Origin of the sequence: Bacillus sp. UNCCL81 (genome assembly GCF_900112535.1) — a bacterium.
Taxonomy (GTDB): Bacteria; Bacillota; Bacilli; order Bacillales; family Bacillaceae_G; genus Gottfriedia; species Gottfriedia luciferensis_B.
Genome location: NZ_FOMF01000003.1, coordinates 443,578 through 460,329 on the forward strand (window position 1 = coordinate 443,578; position 16,752 = coordinate 460,329).

The window sequence follows — 16,752 nt, forward strand, 5'->3', positions numbered from 1 at the left end:
TTTTGACATATTACATAGAAAGAATAAAATTTGAAAGGGTGAAGGTGAGTGGAACAAAAAAAGATTCTCCTATGTGTTTCAGGTGGAATTGCAGTCTATAAAGCAGCAGCACTTACAAGTAAACTAGTACAAGCAGGATATGACGTTAAAGTAATGATGAGCTTATCCGCTACAAAATTTGTGGCACCTTTAACGTTTCAAGCTTTATCAAGAAATGATGTTTATATAGATACTTTTGATGAAAAAGATAGTTCAAAAATTGCACATATTGATTTAGGTGATTGGCCTGATTTAATCATTGTTGCTCCAGCAACTGCTAACACAATTGGAAAATTAGCAAATGGTCTTGGAGATGAAATGATTCAGGCAACATTACTTGCTGCAACAAAACCAGTTTGGATCGCCCCAGCTATGAATGTTAATATGTATAACCATCCGATTGTTCAAAAGAATATGAACACATTGAAAGAGATTGGTCATCGCTTTATTGAGCCAAATGAAGGATATTTAGCATGTGGCTATGTTGGAAAAGGTAGATTAGCAGAGCCGGAAGAAATCGTTCAATTCGTAAATGAACATTTCCAAAGAGATGTCGGTTTATTAAAAGATAAAAAAATTATTATTTCTGCTGGCCCAACTGTTGAAAAAATTGATCCGGTTCGTTTTGTTTCAAATCATTCAACAGGAAAGATGGGTTATAGCATCGCAGAAGCTGCAGTTTCTTTAGGAGCAGAGGTAATACTCGTTTCTGGACCAACTAATTTAACACCACCTAATGGGTGTAAATTTATCCAAACCGAGTCAGCCGAGGAAATGTTTGAAGCGATTTGGTCTTATTATAATGAAGCAGATGTTGTAATAAAAACAGCAGCAGTTGCTGATTATACACCTTCAATTACTTATGATCAAAAAGTGAAAAAAGCTGATGGTGATCTTTCAATTGCTTTTAAACGTACGAAAGATATTCTTCTAACTTTAGGCCAACATAAAACACATCAAATTTTAGTAGGGTTTGCTGCAGAAACAGATCAAATAGATGAGTATGCAAAAAGTAAACTTTTAAAGAAAAATGCTGATATGATTGTTGCTAATGATGTAACAAAAGCAGGGGCTGGTTTTGGTTCTGATACAAATATTGTAACGATTTTTAAACGTAATGGTGAAGTTAAGTCACTTCCTAAAATGAGTAAAAAAGAAGTAGCAGAAGAAATACTACTTGAAGTTCATCACTTATTAAATGAGGTAGAAAGATGACATACGCATCAGTTTTAGTTGATGTATCAGTCAGACAAACAGACCGTCCTTTTGATTATAAAGTACCAACTAGATGGCAGGATGCAATACAACCGGGAATGCGAGTAATTGTTCCATTTGGTCCAAGGAAAGTTCAAGGATTCGTATTGTCTATAAAAGAAACAACTAATTTAGAGAAGGTTAAAGAAATCGAAGAAGTTCTTGATGTCATGCCAGTTTTAACAGAAGAACTTCTTCTTTTAGGTTCTTATCTATCTCAAAAAACACTTTGTTTTTTCATTTCTGCATATCAAGCAATGCTTCCGACAGCTATTAAAGCTGTATATAAAAAACATGTTCAAGTAACATCTGACGAAGCTTTAGAACAATTAGCTCCAGAATTAGCAAATCTATTTTCGATCGTAAAAAGAAGAGAATGGACTGAAATAGAAAGTCTAGTTAGTAAAATTTCATTAGTTCAACGAGCAATTAAAGACGGGTTGCTTGAAATTGAATATGAAGTAAAAAATAAAGCAAATAAAAAAACAGAACGTGTAGTTTCGCTACTAAAGGTATTAGACGAAGAATTACCTGTAATCAAATCTCCACAACAAAAAGATATTATTGAATACTTACGTATGAATGGTCAAACAAGTGTGAAGGAGTTAAAAGAATGTCTTGGCATCACTGATTCACCTATAAAGACATTGGAGAAAAACGAGGTAGTTTCAATTAAAACAGTTGAAGTTTATCGTGATCCATATGAAGGTAAGGAAATTGAACGCTCTAAGCCTTTACCACTAATAGAGGAACAACAGATTGCATTTGAGCAAATCGTTTCTTCATTTCATGAAAGTAAGAATAAAATCCATCTTTTACATGGAGTAACAGGTAGTGGAAAGACAGAAGTTTATTTGCAAGCCATTCAAGAGGTACTGTCTGTTGGGAAAGAAGCGATCGTATTAGTACCAGAAATTTCTCTTACCCCACAGATTGTAGGCCGTTTTAAAAGTAGATTTGGAAATGATGTTGCAGTTCTACATAGCGGTCTATCTATTGGTGAGAAATATGATGAATGGAGAAAGATCCAGAGAAAAGAAGTTAAAGTAGTAGTGGGTGCCCGCTCAGCAATATTTGCACCATTTGAAAACATTGGCATGATTATAATAGATGAAGAACATGAGACAACTTATAAACAAGATGAACATCCAAGATATCATGCAAGAGATATTGCAATATGGAGAGGAGAATATCATCATTGTCCGATCGTTTTAGGAAGTGCGACTCCTACATTAGAATCTTTTGCTAGAGCTGGTAAAGGTGTTTATGAGCTAAATACAATGTCTAAAAGGGTTAATCAAGGCCCATTACCTGAAGTGGAAATTGTCGATATGAGAGAACAGTTAAGAATCGGTAATCGTACGATGTTTTCTACAGCTTTACATGAAAAAATATTGGATCGATTAGAGAAGAAGGAACAAATCATCTTATTTTTAAACCGTCGAGGCTATTCTTCGTTTGTAATGTGTAGGGATTGTGGTTACACAATTCAGTGCCCCCATTGCGAGGTTTCCTTAACTTATCATAAACATAACCATCATCTAAAATGTCATTATTGCGGATATGATACCTATATGCCAAAACAATGCCCTTCTTGCCTGAGTGAACATATTCGATTTTTTGGAACCGGAACGCAAAAGGTAGAGGAAGCTATTACAAAAACCTACCCAGAAGCACGAGTCATTAGAATGGATAATGATACGACTAGTCGAAAAGGTGCCCACGAAAAAATGCTCAAGCAATTTGGTAATGGTGAGGCTGATATATTACTAGGTACACAGATGATAGCAAAAGGACTTGATTTTCCAAATGTTACATTGGTTGGTGTTTTAGCAGCAGATAGTTCACTTCATTTACCCGATTTCAGAGCAAGTGAGCGAACATTTAGCTTATTGACACAAGTAAGTGGAAGAGCTGGTCGTCATGAAAAACCAGGTGAAGTAGTTATACAAACCTATTCACCAGAGCATTATAGTATTGAATTAGCTAAAACACAGGACTATGTAGCGTTTTATGAAGAAGAAATGAAAATAAGACGCTCATTTCGCTATCCACCTTTTTATTATTTAGTTTTAATATCAATAGCACATAATGATTTGATAAAAACAGTCAAAGTAAGCGAACAAATTGCAGGCTATTTAAGAGAGTACTTATCAGAAGGATCAATAGTACTCGGACCAGTAGCATCACCTATCGCAAAAATAAAAGACCATTTTCGTTATCAATGTGTGATAAAATACAAATCTGAACCTGCACTTTATGACGTCCTAAACCGTATCCAACAATACTACCAAGACGAAACAGACAAAGGCAAACTACAATTAACAATCGACTTTCAACCTACTATGTTTATGTAACGAAAAGCGGAAGGCGTTTGCTCAGCCCCGACAAGCTTAAGACAAAGACCGAGAAAGGTTGGTTTTTAACCTTTATTGGGCTTTGGCTTATGACCTCGAGGGGCTAACGCCTGGAGCTAGACAAAACGAAAAGTGGAGGCGACTGGTCAGCCTCGACACCTCGAGGGGCTAACGCCTGGAACTAGACAAAACGAAAAGTGGAAGGCATTTGCTCAGACTAAGGCAAGCATAAGACATAGGTGGTTTTAAAAATTAAATTTAACGTACAATCAAGATAGGAGTTGTGAAATTGGCTTTATTAAAAATAGTAGAATTTCCAAATGAAGTTCTTGAAACACCTTGTGAAAAAGTGACGACATTTGATAAAAATTTAGTAAAACTTTTAAATAATATGTATGAGACAATGCTAGCAGCAGATGGTGTTGGATTAGCAGCTCCACAAGTTGGTATTCTGCAACAAGTAGCTGTTGTAGATGTTGAAGATGAGAATGGAAGAATTGATTTAATTAATCCAATTGTAATGGAAACAAAAGGCGAGCAAACTGATGTTGAAGGTTGTTTAAGTTTCCCTAACTTATATGGTGATGTAACAAGACCTAGCTATGCAAAAATCAAAGCACAAAATAAACGTGGAAAATATTTTATTATAGAAGCTCGTGGATTTTTAGCTCGTGCACTATTACATGAAATTGATCATTTAAATGGAGTTTTATTCACTTCTAAAGTCTCGAAATACTATGAAGAAAGTGAATTAGAAGGGTAGGCAAAATAATGACAAAGATTGTTTTTATGGGGACGCCAGATTTTTCTGTTCCTGTTTTAAGAAGATTAATTGATGAAGGATATGATGTAGTCGGTGTAGTAACTCAACCAGATCGCCCCGTTGGTCGAAAAAGAGTATTAACTCCACCTCCTGTTAAAGTAGAGGCTTTAAAACATAATATTCCAGTTTTACAACCTGAAAAAATTAGACTTCCAGAAGAAACAGAAAAAGTGTTGGCATTGAAGCCAGATTTAATTGTAACTGCAGCTTTTGGACAAATTCTTCCTACAGATATTCTTGAAGCTCCTAAATTTGGTTGTATAAATGTACATGCTTCATTATTACCAGAATTACGAGGTGGAGCTCCAATTCACTATTCGATCATTCAAGGTAAGAGTGAAACTGGTGTAACAATTATGTATATGGTTGAAAAATTAGATGCTGGTGATATGTTAGCTAAAGTCGTTGTTCCAATTGAAGAAAAAGATCACGTTGGAACGCTTCACGATAAATTAAGTATTGCTGGTGCGAATTTACTTTCAGAAACAATCCCACCATTATTAAAAGGTGAAATGAATGCAGTGAAGCAAGATGAAAGTAAAGTTAGCTTTGCGAAAAATATTAAGCGTGAGGAAGAGCAAATAAATTGGTCAAAAACTGGTGAAGAGATTTATAATCACGTAAGAGGTTTACACCCTTGGCCAGTAGCTTATACTACATTAAACGGAGAAGTTTTAAAAGTTTGGTGGGGTGAAAAAGTAAATACGAATCAAAATTTAACACCAGGTGAAATAATTGATGTTTTAAACGATGGCATATTAGTAGCAACAGGTAATCATACTGCTATCAAAATTACTGATATACAGCCCGCTGGTAAAAAGCGAATGGAAGCAAAGCAATATATAAATGGTGCAGGTTCTTTTATTGAACGTGGAATGAAGTTAGGAGAATAACATGAGTAAAAATGTACGAGAGATTGCCTTAGAGGCTCTTCTTTCAGTTTATAAAAATCAATCGTATAGTAATTTGTTAGTAAATAACTATATTCAAAAGAATGATTTATCTTCTGCTGATTCGGGATTATTAACAGAAATAATCTATGGTACTATTCAAAGAGATCAATTGTTAGATTTTTATTTAGAACCATTTATAAAAAATCAGAAGAAATTAGAAGAATGGGTTTATATATTAATAAAACTTTCTTTATATCAATTGCATTTTTTAGATCGTATACCTCCTCATGCCGTTTTAAATGAGGCTGTTAATATTGCTAAAAAGCGAGGGCATAAAGGAATTGCTTCTTTAGTAAATGGGGTTTTAAGAAATATTCAAAGAAATGGTTTACGATCAATCGATGAAATAAAGGACCCAATTGAAAAGCTTTCAATTGAAACAAATCATCCTAAATGGTTAATTGAACAATGGGTAAAAGAATTCGGCGAAGAAGAAACTAGAAAAATTTGTGAAGAGAACATACTTCCACCGTTTCAAACTGCAAGGGTCAATACAATGAAAGCAACAAGAGAAGAAGTGCTAAAAATGCTAGAAGATGAAGGAGTACAGGTTAAGGAAGGGAAACTGTCTCCATTTGCAATAGAAATCCAAAAAGGAAATGTTGCTTATACGAATGCATTTAAAGAAGGTTTCCTTTCAATTCAAGATGAAAGCTCGATGTTAGTTGCACAAGCACTTGGAGTTGAAAAAGGTGAAGATATATTAGACACATGTGCAGCACCTGGAGGGAAATCAACACATATTGCTGAGTTGTTAGGCGGTACTGGATCAGTCACTTCATTAGATTTACACAAGCATAAAGTAAAGTTAATAAAAGAACAAGCTAATCGTTTAGGGTTAGATAATATAGAAACGAAAGCTCTAGATGCAAGAAAAGCACCTGAAGAGTTTGAAGGAAGATTATTTGACAAAGTATTAGTAGATGCTCCATGTTCTGGTTTAGGGGTTATTCGTCGTAAACCAGATATTTTATTAAAAAAGAATGCTACTGATGTAACGAATTTACAAAGAGTTCAGAAGTCTATTTTAGACGAAGCTTCAAAGTTAGTTAAGCCAGGTGGAACTTTAGTATATAGCACTTGTACAGTTGGACATGAAGAAAATATTGATGTGGTCGAAGCTTTTTTAGATGAGCATCATGATTATGAATTAGATCATTCATTAATTGATCATGTTCCGGAAAAATTAAATGAAAATAAATCAGTTCAAAAAGGGTATGTACAGCTACTACCACATTATTTTGGAACGGATGGATTTTTTATTGCAAGATTAAGGAAGAAGGTGTAACGTTGAAATTAGAAAATACTACAAATTCAGTCAAAATAGAAAAAACTCATAAACCCTCAATTTACTCGTTAAAAGTGAGTGATATAGAGGATTGGTTAAAGGCGCAAAAGCAGCAGGTTTTCCGTGCAAAGCAAATTTATAATTGGCTATACGTACAACGAGTTGAAAGCTTTGAAGAAATGCAAAATATTCCAAAAGAGCTACGTATGTTACTTGAAGAGAATTTTACAATAACGACATTAAAAACATTAGTTAAACAAACCTCTTCAGATGGTACTATGAAATTTTTATTTGAATTACATGATGGATATTCAATTGAAACTGTTTTAATGAGACATAATTATGGCAATTCTGTATGTGTAACGACGCAAGTAGGTTGTCGAATTGGATGTACTTTTTGTGCATCGACTCTTGGCGGTTTAAAACGAAATCTTGAAGCAGGCGAAATCGTTGCACAAGTATTAGAAGTACAACGTGCTATTGATGAAGTTGAAGAAAGAGTTAGCTCAATCGTAGTTATGGGTATAGGCGAACCATTTGATAACTATAATGGTTTAATGGATTTCTTAAGAATTGTTAATTCTGATAAAGGTCTTAACATTGGTGCAAGACATATTACAGTTTCAACAAGCGGAATCATTCCAAAAATCTATAACTTTGCTGATGAAGGACTTCAAATTAATTTCGCGATTTCATTACATGCTCCTAACAGTGAGTTACGTTCTAAATTAATGCCAATTAATCGTGCATACAAATTACCGGATTTAATGGACGCTGTTCGTTACTATGTTGAAAAAACAGGTAGACGTGTAACGTTTGAATATGGTTTATTCGGTGGTGAAAATGACCAAGTTGAGCATGCTGAAGAACTTTCTAGGTTACTTAAAGGAGTTAAATGTCATGTTAATTTAATCCCAGTTAACTATGTACCTGAAAGAGATTACGTAAGAACACCAAAGGAACAAATTTTTGCATTTGAAAAAGTACTTAAAAATAATGGAGTTAATGTTACAATTCGTCGTGAACAAGGTCATGATATAGATGCAGCTTGTGGACAGTTGCGTGCAAAGGAGCGTAAAGAGGAGACGAGGTGAAACAATGCAAACTTTTTTTCAAACTGATACGGGGAAAGTTCGAGAGCATAATGAAGATAGCGTAGGTATATTTACGAACGATTCAGGAATCGTATTAGCTGTAGTTGCTGACGGTATGGGTGGCCATTTAGCGGGTGAAGTTGCAAGTATGATGGCGATCAATTTCCTTGAAGCAGAGTGGAAAAATACTAGTAATTTTGAAACACCAGTAGAAGCCGAATCATGGCTAAAAAATATTGTAGCGCAATTAAATACAAATCTATTAGTTCATTCAGAGCAAAATGAAGAGTGCAAGGGTATGGGGACAACCCTTGAAGCGATTATTTGTACTCCTTTATTTTTTACGATTGCACATGTAGGTGATAGTAGAAGTTATTTGAGGAATGATGAAGGGTTTAAGCAAATAACAGAAGATCATACTTTTGTCGCTGAACTCGTTAAATTTGGTCAAATTTCTATGGAGGATGCAGAAATTCATCCTCGTAAAAATGTTATAACGCGAGCACTTGGTACTGAGGAAACAGTTGATGTTGATATTAAAACTTTAACTTGGGAAGAAGATGATTTAATCATTTTATGTTCAGATGGTTTATCAAATAAAATATCAAATGAACTTTTTAATGAAAAATTAAATGAAAATCTACCAATTGAGATTCTCGGTAACCAATTGATTTCAATCGCAAATGATCTTGGTGGAGAAGATAACATCACCCTTGCCATTATTAAGTTTGAGCCTAGAAATATAGAGAAAGGGTGATGATGAGCGTGATGATTGGTAGACGCCTAAACGACCGATATAAGATCTTAAAATTAATTGGTGTTGGCGGTATGGCAAACGTTTATTTAGCCCGTGATATGATATTAGATCGAGATGTAGCTGTAAAAATGTTAAAAGCTGATTTTTCAAACGACCCTGACTTCTTAAGAAGATTTCAACGTGAGGCATATTCAGTTACTTCGCTATCTCATCCAAATATCGTAAGTTCATATGACGTTGGGGAAGAAGATGGATTACAGTATATCGTCATGGAATACGTTGAAGGTGAGACTTTAAAGGAGTATATTCAGCATCATACACCTATAAAGCCAAAAGAAGTATTGAGGATTATGGAACAATTAGCCTCAGCATTAGCACATGCGCATCATTTTCAAATCGTTCATAGAGATGTAAAACCGCAAAATATTTTAATCAATAAAGAAGGAAATGTAAAAATAACTGATTTTGGAATTGCAACAGCTTCTACAGCTGCAACAATTACACAAACAAATTCAGTTCTTGGTTCTGTTCACTACCTTTCACCTGAGCAAGCAAGAGGTGGAGTTGCGAATAAAAAGTCAGACATTTATTCTTTAGGAATTGTAATGTTTGAGCTTTTAACAGGAAAACTTCCTTTTTCGGGTGAGAGTGCAGTTGCGATCGCATTAAAACATTTACAAAGCGAAGTTCCACCGCCAACAAAATTTAACCCAGAAATACCTCAAAGCGTTGAAAATATCGTTTTAAAAGCTACTGCCAAAGATATCTTTTATCGATATGATACTGCAGATGAGATGAAGCTTGATTTACAAACTGCTTTAGATAGTAATCGTTTGAATGAAAAACCTTTTGTGATTCCTTCAAATGATGATGAAACGAAGGTAATTCCGATCATAAAGGATATTCCAGTTTCAACTAATGATGATACGGTTGTCGTACCATCAAAGAAAAAATCAAATAAAGAAAAAGAACCAATCAAAAAAGAGCCAATCAAAAAAGAGGCTGTCGTAAAAGAACCTGATAAATTAAAACGGAAGAAGAAAAATTCTTTTGCAAAGTTTATTATAGGTACATTTATTGCACTTTTAATTGGTGGTTTATTAGCGATAACTTTGATTCCTGCATTATTTTTACCTGAAGACGTAGAAATTCCAGATGTAAAGGATATGACATACGAAAGTGCGGTTACGTTACTTGCATCAAAAGGGTTAAAGATAAGCGATCCGAAAGAAATTTTTGATGATGAAGTTGATGAAGGGAAAGTCGTTAAAACTTCGCCTAATATTGGGGAAACTGTTAAAGAAAATTCATCGATAACGATTTATAAATCAAAAGGTAAAAAAAGTAATGAGATGGAAGACCTAAAAGGGTTTCAATACAACACGATAAAATCTCGATTACAAGACGATTATCGTTCTGTTTCAACGCATTTTATCGAAAGTGATGAATCGGAAGGTGAAATAATCGACCAATCTCCGAACGTTGGGGCTGAAGTTGTTCCATCAGAAACGGATTTAAATGTATGGATAAGTAAAGGGACATCAACGATCACTCTTCGTGACCTAAAAGGATGGTCTAGAAAAGATGTTGAAACCTATGCAGGTGACAATAACCTAAAGCTTAACGTAACGAAAGAAGATTCTGGAACTGTTGCTGAAAATCATGTTATTTCTCAATCTCCATCTGCTAACGTTGCAGTAAAAGAAGGGGATACATTAAATATCGTTATTTCTTCTGGAAAACAAAAAGAAAAGACGAAAAAAGTAACAATCAATATACAAGTACCATATACACCAACTAATCCTAGTTCACCTCAGCTAATTGAGGTATATATTAGGGATAAAAATAATAATGGTGAAAAACCTGCAATTTCAAAATCGATCACCGAAACAACTACTATACCAGTAGAAGTGACAATTGATCCTGGACAAACTGCTTCCTATAAAATTGTTAAAGATGGTCAAGTTATTGCAGAAAGAGATGTACCTTATCCATCGAATTAAAGAGTTGTAGGAGTGAGTATATGCCAGAAGGCAAAATCATAAAAGCATTGAGTGGATTCTATTATGTTGAAACAGATGAGACAGTTGTTGCTTGTCGTGGTAGAGGAAATTTTCGGAATAAGAAAATAACACCTTTAGTTGGAGACGAAGTAGAATATCATATCGAAAAAAGTGGAGAAGGTTATTTACTTGAAATTAAAGAGCGAAAAAATGAACTTGTTCGACCTCCAATTGCAAATGTTGATCAAGCAATTTTAGTTTTTTCAGCAGTAGAGCCCGATTTTTCTCCAATATTATTAGATCGATTCCTTGTATTAATTGAGTTTAATGAAATTAAACCTTTAATTGTCATTACGAAGATTGATTTGTGTTCAGAAGCACAATTAAAACTAGTGTACGAATACGTTTCTTATTATCGCCAAATTGGATATGAAGTATGTTTAACTTCTTCAAAAACTGAGGAAGGATTAGAAAAAGTACTTCCACATATGTCAAATAAAATATCTGTATTTGCAGGACAATCTGGCGTAGGTAAGTCAACTTTACTAAATGCGATTAATCCAGAGCTTGATTTAAAAACGGGTATTATTTCCTCTCATTTAGGACGAGGAAAACATACAACTAGACATGTTGAATTAATAAAAATTGGACAGGGTCTAGTTGCAGATACTCCTGGTTTTAGTTCATTGGAATTTATGGGAATCGAATCCGAAGATTTATCTTATTGTTTTGTGGAAATGCGAGAAAAAAGTCAAGAATGTAAATTTAGAGGTTGTACCCACTTAAAAGAACCAAAATGTGCTGTAAAAGATGCGGTTGAAAGTGGGGAAATTTCTCCTAAACGATATGATCATTATGTATCATTCATAGAAGAAATAAGAGATAGAAAGCCGAGGTATTAATCATGGTTAAAATTGCACCATCAATCCTTTCAGCGAATTTTGCTAAACTTGGAGAAGAAATATTAGATGTAGAACGTGGAGGGGCAGATTATATACACGTCGACGTAATGGATGGTCATTTTGTACCAAATATCACAATTGGACCACTGATTGTAGAAGCAATTAGACCTGTGACGAAGCTTCCACTTGATGTACATTTAATGATTGAAAAACCAGATCAATACATAGAGCAATTTGTAAAAGCTGGAGCGGACATTATTACGGTTCATGTTGAAGCGTGTACACATTTACATCGCACGATCCAAACCATTAAATCATTTGGCATTAAAGCAGGTGTAGTTCTTAATCCAGCGACTCCAGTTTCAACAATTGAACAGATTATTGATGATGTCGATATGGTCCTTTTAATGACCGTAAATCCAGGCTTTGGAGGACAGAAATTTATTCAATCAGTTGTTCCTAAAATTAAACAAGTTGCTAACTTGATTAAAGAACGCAATTTATCAGTTGAAATCGAAATAGACGGTGGCGTTGACGAGCATACGGCTAAAATTTGTATAGAAGCAGGTGCTACCGTATTAGTAGCCGGTTCAGCAGTTTATAATAAGGAAGACAGAAAAGAAGCTATAGCGAAAATTAGAGGGTAATGTAATCATCTAAAATTGCATGGAAAATCTAATTATGAAACAAAAAATGCAATCGACATTCGATTGCATTTTTTTTAAAGGTGGAAGAAAAATTGATTATACATATTGTAGGTGCAGGACCGAAATCAAATACAATTACTGAAATTACTCAGAAAGACGAAAACCAGATACTGATTGGCGTAGATAATGGAGCTCATTACTTAATTGAAGAAGGATTAATTCCAGAGGCAATATTCGGTGATTTTGATTCTTTAAGTAATGAGAATTTAGAAAAGTTAAAAGGGCTTGTTCCAAATGTTTTTATTTACCCTCCTGAAAAAGATGAAACAGATTTAGAACTTGCTATTCAATGGGCAATTAAACAAAAACCAGAAAAGATTTTTATCCATTGTGTTACCGGAAAACGTTTAGATCATGAGTTTGGAAGTATTACATTATTAATAAAATTTATGAATTCTGGTGTTCCAATAAAAATCGTTGATGAATATAACGAAATATATGTCATTTTGCAAGGTACCCATTTCATTAGTAAACTGCAGCATTTTAAATACGTATCCTTTTTTTCATTAGGTGCTAATGTAGTAAATTTAACTTTAAAGGGCTTTAAATACCCACTAACTAATCATTTATTGGAAATTGGATCATCACTATGTGTAAGCAATGAACTACTAGAGAGTGAAGGGTCTATTTCATTTAGCGAAGGCATAGCATTAGTAGTAAGGAGCAAAGATTAACAATTTCATGTCATAGTTTTCGCTCAACGCAAGTAGAATGTAATAGGATTAATCTTTTCCTTAAAAATGCTAGAAAGCTTGTAGGAGGGAAAGCATGAGATTTTATACGATTAAATTACCTAGATTTCTTGGCGGACTTGTTCGCGCCATGCTGAGTACATTTAAAAAAGACGCTTAGCTTAATTGGAGTAGAGTATTTTGGTTAGAGGCAACAGGTATCATAAAAAAAGTAAAAAAGCATAGCGGATCGCTATGCTTTTTAGTACGTTAATAAATTAAACGCGTTCAATTTTACCTGATTTTAATGCTCTCGCTGAAACGTAAACACGCTTTGGTTTACCGTTTACTAAAATACGAACTTTTTGAAGGTTAGCACCCCAAGTACGTTTTGAAGCATTCATAGCGTGAGAGCGACTGTTACCAGAACGAGACTTTCTTCCTGTGATTACACAAACACGAGCCATCTATTTCCCTCCTAACAAAAAACGGAATAACATTTCAATGATTATTTTCATTCAAACACTACTATAATTTATCATACCGCTCTACTTAATGCAACAGTTATTGGTAAGTTGTTCAAGAAAAAAACCTTGACATCGAAATGTCTGATATACAAAATATTAAAGAGGGACCACCCGACTTACCTTAAAAGAAATTCTTTAAAAATTGTATTTTCTATAATTAACCATGAATATTATTGAAATGCTAATAATAGTAGTGAGTCAATAGAATTATTTTGGAAAAAGGTATACAATAATAAGTAAGTAGTATAACTAACTATACTTGGATTATCCAATAAGGGGGACCAAAATATGTCATTAGAAATGAAAACTCAATATGGAACAATCGAGATTGGTACAGATGTGATCGCTACAATTGCTGGTGGAGCTGCCGTTGATTGTTACGGTATTGTTGGAATGGCTTCTAAGAAACAAATTAAGGATGGTCTTACAGAAATCCTAAAAAAAGATAACTTTACAAAAGGTGTTATTGTTCGCCAAGTAGGTGAGGACGTTAATATCGATATGTACATAATTGTAAGCTATGGTACGAAGATTTCTGAGGTTGCTAATAACGTACAAAATAAAGTGAAGTATACTCTTGATCAAACATTAGGATTATCAGTTGACTCTGTTAATATTTTTGTTCAAGGTGTGAAAGTAGCTAACCTGTAAAGACGCATTAAGGAGGAGAATTTGTGTCGATAAAACGTATTGACGGTAAATTATTTGCAGATATGGTGATTCAAGGTGCAAATAACTTAACGAAAAATGTAAAATTTGTAGATTCATTAAATGTATTCCCGGTACCAGATGGTGATACTGGAACAAATATGAATCTTTCTATTACTTCTGGATCTAAGGAAGTAATAGAAAAACCAAATAGTCATGTAGGGAAAGTTGGTCAAAGCTTTGCAAAGGGCTTATTGATGGGGGCGCGTGGAAATTCTGGTGTAATCCTTTCTCAATTATTTAGAGGTTTTTCTAAATCGATTGAATCAAAGGATACAATTTCAACAACTGATTTTGCTTTAGCATTAGAAGCAGGGGTAGAAACTGCTTATAAAGCTGTTATGAAGCCTATTGAAGGAACAATCTTAACAGTTGCAAGAGAAACAGCAAAAAAAGCAGTTGTCATAGCAAAAACACATGAAGAATTTATTCCTTTTCTTGAGGAAACAATTATTGAAGCAAATGCATCATTAAACCGTACCCCAGACTTACTACCTGTGTTAAAGCAAGTTGGTGTAGTCGATAGCGGAGGCCAAGGTTTAGTACTTGTCTATGAAGGATTTTTAGCATCATTAAAAGGTGAAGAAATTTCCTTAGAAGGTGCTGAGGCGACTCTTTCACTTGAGGAACTTGTTGAAGCAGAACATCGAAATGTACAAAGTATGTTAAATACGGAAGACATTGTATACGGATATTGTACTGAATTTATGGTGCGATTTGAAAAAGAAAAATTAAATAAACATCCTTTTGACATAGACACTTTCCGTAAAGAGTTAAGTGCATGGGGTGATTCTTTATTAGTAGTTGCTGATGATGAAATTGTAAAAGTTCATATTCACGCTGAGTACCCTGGGGAAGTATTTAATTTAGGTCAACGTTTTGGAAGCTTTTTAAAACTAAAAGCTGAAAATATGCGCGAACAACATACTAACTTACTACATGAAGAGGTTTCAAATGAATCTCCTTCTAAAAATGAGTCTACACAACCTACTGAAAAACAAGAATTTGGTATCGTTACGGTAGCTATGGGATCAGGGATTAAAGCATTATTTGAAAGTATTGGGGCAACTGTTGTAATTGAAGGCGGTCAAACAATGAATCCTAGTACAGAAGACATTGTAAAAGCAATTGAACAATGTAACGCAGAAAATGTTATTGTACTTCCTAACAACGGAAATATCGTGATGGCGGCTGAGCAAGCAGCATCTGTTGCAGAATGTAATGTAGCAGTTGTAACGTCTAAAACAGTACCTCAAGGTATGTCAGCTTTATTAGCATTTAATCCTACTGCATCATTAGCTGAAAATAAATCAGGAATGCAAGATGCATTAAAGACAGTAAAAACAGGTCAAATAACTTATGCGGTTCGAGATACTGAAATTGATGGCGTAGAAATAACAAAAGATCATTTCATGGGAATCCTTGAAAGTAAAATTGTTACAACAGATGCAAATCAATTAGAGGCTGCAAAAAAATTATTACAAGATATGATTGATGAAGATTCTGAAATATTAACAATCTTATATGGTCAAGATGTATCAGATGAAGAAATTTCAAAATTGGTTGAATTTGCCGAAGAGAGCTTTGATCATTTAGAAGTTGAAGTTCATAACGGAAATCAGCCTTTATATTCGTATATTTTTTCAATTGAATAAAAAACAAAGAGAAGAAGTGGGATGCACTTCTTCTTTTTATTTGTTGTTTTACACTATTAAATACTCTTTTGGAAAGGACTAAGCAGGCGCGCAGAGGGGACTCTGCTCTCTCCCCAAAAAAGGGAGTAACTTGGAAAGGAAATCGACAAATTGCTTATTTAGTCTTCTTTTTTGTAAATTATTTAAGTTGTATTGTAAAATAACGTAGAACTCTGTAGAATTTCGTATTACACTATAAGGTGGACATTGTTTTGTCCATAATACCAACTTTTTATATAAATGATTTGTACTAACAAAACAAAAACTAAATATAATACGCTTTTACAATAACGTATTGGGGGAAACGTGATGAAATATAAAAGTGTTTTTGACATAATTGGTCCAATTATGATTGGCCCTTCTAGTTCACATACAGCTGGAGCGGCTAAAATTGGTCGTGTAGCAAGAAATCTTTATGGAAAAGAACCTAAAAAGATTTTGATTTCATTATATGGTTCATTTGCTAAAACATATCGTGGACATGGGACAGATGTTGCGCTTATTGGTGGTCTATTGGATTTTGATACATTCGATGAGCGTATTCCAGAATCATTAAATATTGCACAAGAAAAAGGGATGTCAATTGAATTCATTGAAGAAGATGCAGTAACGGAGCATCCAAATACAGTGAAAATTTCGATTCTCGATGATGACCAACCATTTGAATTAGTAGGAATTTCAATCGGTGGTGGAAAAATTGAAATTATTGAATTGAATGGATTTGAACTAAAACTTTCGGGTAATTACCCAGCAATTCTTGTTGTGCACAATGACCGTTTTGGTTCGATTGCTGGTGTAACAAATGTCCTAATGAAATATGCTGTAAATATTGGCCATATGGAAGTTTCACGTAAAGAAGTCGGACAAATTGCTTTGATGGCAATTGAGGTCGACCAAGATCTAGATGATAAAGTAATTAAAGAAATTGAATCTTTACCACATATCATTCGTGTTACGAAAATGGTTGATTAAGGA

General features: G+C 34.2%; 16 protein-coding genes. 15 read left to right on the top strand and 1 reads right to left on the bottom strand.

Annotated elements, in window-relative coordinates; all coding sequences use genetic code 11:
* The first annotated feature begins 48 nt into the window (after positions 1-48).
* The 12 genes from coaBC to spoVM all read left to right on the top strand — a co-directional run bounded on the left by coaBC (position 49) and on the right by spoVM (position 13,029).
* Entirely contained in the window at positions 49-1,254 is a 1,206-nt protein-coding gene (coaBC, locus tag BM319_RS07960; protein ID WP_025568818.1) for a bifunctional phosphopantothenoylcysteine decarboxylase/phosphopantothenate--cysteine ligase CoaBC, read from the top strand.
* Complete coding sequence (priA, locus tag BM319_RS07965) at positions 1,251-3,650, top strand: primosomal protein N' (protein ID WP_069034529.1); 2,400 nt, start codon at positions 1,251-1,253, stop codon at positions 3,648-3,650. The genes coaBC and priA overlap by 4 nt, the downstream gene beginning before the upstream one ends.
* A gap of 289 nt (positions 3,651-3,939) precedes the next feature.
* Positions 3,940-4,413: a peptide deformylase gene (gene def, locus BM319_RS07970; RefSeq protein ID WP_025568816.1), complete on the top strand. Its 474-nt coding sequence runs from the start codon at positions 3,940-3,942 to the stop codon at positions 4,411-4,413.
* Between the two features lie 8 nt (positions 4,414-4,421).
* Entirely contained in the window at positions 4,422-5,366 is a 945-nt protein-coding gene (fmt, locus tag BM319_RS07975) for a methionyl-tRNA formyltransferase (protein WP_091022137.1), read from the top strand.
* 1 nt (position 5,367) lies between these two features.
* Positions 5,368-6,714: a 16S rRNA (cytosine(967)-C(5))-methyltransferase RsmB gene (rsmB, locus tag BM319_RS07980; protein ID WP_069034528.1), complete on the top strand. Its 1,347-nt coding sequence runs from the start codon at positions 5,368-5,370 to the stop codon at positions 6,712-6,714.
* Positions 6,715-6,716: 2 nt separating this feature from the next.
* The gene (gene rlmN, locus BM319_RS07985; protein ID WP_025568813.1) at positions 6,717-7,808 is read left to right on the top strand and encodes a dual-specificity RNA methyltransferase RlmN; all 1,092 of its coding nucleotides are present in this window, start codon (positions 6,717-6,719) and stop codon (positions 7,806-7,808) included.
* A 4-nt stretch (positions 7,809-7,812) separates the two neighbouring features.
* The gene (locus tag BM319_RS07990) at positions 7,813-8,565 is read left to right on the top strand and encodes a Stp1/IreP family PP2C-type Ser/Thr phosphatase (RefSeq protein ID WP_025568811.1); all 753 of its coding nucleotides are present in this window, start codon (positions 7,813-7,815) and stop codon (positions 8,563-8,565) included.
* An 8-nt stretch (positions 8,566-8,573) separates the two neighbouring features.
* Entirely contained in the window at positions 8,574-10,568 is a 1,995-nt protein-coding gene (pknB, locus tag BM319_RS07995) for a Stk1 family PASTA domain-containing Ser/Thr kinase (protein WP_091022298.1), read from the top strand.
* Between the two features lie 20 nt (positions 10,569-10,588).
* Positions 10,589-11,470, top strand: a complete 882-nt coding sequence (gene rsgA / locus BM319_RS08000; RefSeq protein WP_025568809.1) for a ribosome small subunit-dependent GTPase A — start codon at positions 10,589-10,591, stop codon at positions 11,468-11,470.
* 2 nt (positions 11,471-11,472) lie between these two features.
* Positions 11,473-12,117, top strand: coding sequence for a ribulose-phosphate 3-epimerase (rpe, locus tag BM319_RS08005; protein ID WP_025568808.1), 645 nt, complete (start codon positions 11,473-11,475; stop codon positions 12,115-12,117).
* A gap of 92 nt (positions 12,118-12,209) precedes the next feature.
* On the top strand, positions 12,210-12,851 hold the full coding sequence (locus BM319_RS08010) for a thiamine diphosphokinase (RefSeq protein ID WP_175495584.1): 642 nt from the start codon (positions 12,210-12,212) through the stop codon (positions 12,849-12,851).
* A gap of 94 nt (positions 12,852-12,945) precedes the next feature.
* Positions 12,946-13,029, top strand: coding sequence for a stage V sporulation protein SpoVM (spoVM, locus tag BM319_RS08015; protein ID WP_049813551.1), 84 nt, complete (start codon positions 12,946-12,948; stop codon positions 13,027-13,029).
* A gap of 97 nt (positions 13,030-13,126) precedes the next feature.
* Here the strand turns inward: spoVM and rpmB are convergent, their stop codons facing one another.
* Positions 13,127-13,315, bottom strand: coding sequence for a 50S ribosomal protein L28 (gene rpmB, locus BM319_RS08020; protein ID WP_025568947.1), 189 nt, complete (start codon positions 13,313-13,315; stop codon positions 13,127-13,129).
* 348 nt (positions 13,316-13,663) lie between these two features.
* Here rpmB and BM319_RS08025 point away from each other — a divergent pair, with 348 nt between their 5' ends.
* The 3 genes from BM319_RS08025 (at position 13,664) to sdaAB (ending at position 16,749) form a co-directional block, all read left to right on the top strand.
* Positions 13,664-14,026 carry an Asp23/Gls24 family envelope stress response protein gene (locus BM319_RS08025; protein WP_025568946.1) on the top strand — a complete coding sequence of 121 codons (363 nt, stop codon included), beginning with the start codon at positions 13,664-13,666 and terminating at the stop codon, positions 14,024-14,026.
* Positions 14,027-14,049: 23 nt separating this feature from the next.
* Positions 14,050-15,738 carry a DAK2 domain-containing protein gene (locus tag BM319_RS08030; RefSeq protein WP_025568945.1) on the top strand — a complete coding sequence of 563 codons (1,689 nt, stop codon included), beginning with the start codon at positions 14,050-14,052 and terminating at the stop codon, positions 15,736-15,738.
* Between the two features lie 348 nt (positions 15,739-16,086).
* A complete protein-coding gene (gene sdaAB / locus BM319_RS08035) occupies positions 16,087-16,749 on the top strand; it encodes an L-serine ammonia-lyase, iron-sulfur-dependent subunit beta (protein WP_091022142.1) in 663 nt (220 codons plus the stop codon).
* Positions 16,750-16,752: the final 3 nt, after the last annotated feature.

Excerpts from the sequence above, each read along its gene's own strand:
- priA (WP_069034529.1), top strand. The coding sequence starts at position 1,251 with ATGACATACGCATCAGTTTTAGTTGATGTATCAGTCAGACAAACAGAC.
- fmt (WP_091022137.1), top strand. The coding sequence starts at position 4,422 with ATGACAAAGATTGTTTTTATGGGGACGCCAGATTTTTCTGTTCCTGTT.
- rsmB (WP_069034528.1), top strand. The coding sequence starts at position 5,368 with ATGAGTAAAAATGTACGAGAGATTGCCTTAGAGGCTCTTCTTTCAGTT.
- BM319_RS07990 (WP_025568811.1), top strand. The coding sequence starts at position 7,813 with ATGCAAACTTTTTTTCAAACTGATACGGGGAAAGTTCGAGAGCATAAT.
- rsgA (WP_025568809.1), top strand. The coding sequence starts at position 10,589 with ATGCCAGAAGGCAAAATCATAAAAGCATTGAGTGGATTCTATTATGTT.
- rpe (WP_025568808.1), top strand. The coding sequence starts at position 11,473 with ATGGTTAAAATTGCACCATCAATCCTTTCAGCGAATTTTGCTAAACTT.
- spoVM (WP_049813551.1), top strand. The coding sequence starts at position 12,946 with ATGAGATTTTATACGATTAAATTACCTAGATTTCTTGGCGGACTTGTT.
- rpmB (WP_025568947.1), bottom strand. The coding sequence starts at position 13,315 with ATGGCTCGTGTTTGTGTAATCACAGGAAGAAAGTCTCGTTCTGGTAAC.
- BM319_RS08025 (WP_025568946.1), top strand. The coding sequence starts at position 13,664 with ATGTCATTAGAAATGAAAACTCAATATGGAACAATCGAGATTGGTACA.
- sdaAB (WP_091022142.1), top strand. The coding sequence starts at position 16,087 with ATGAAATATAAAAGTGTTTTTGACATAATTGGTCCAATTATGATTGGC.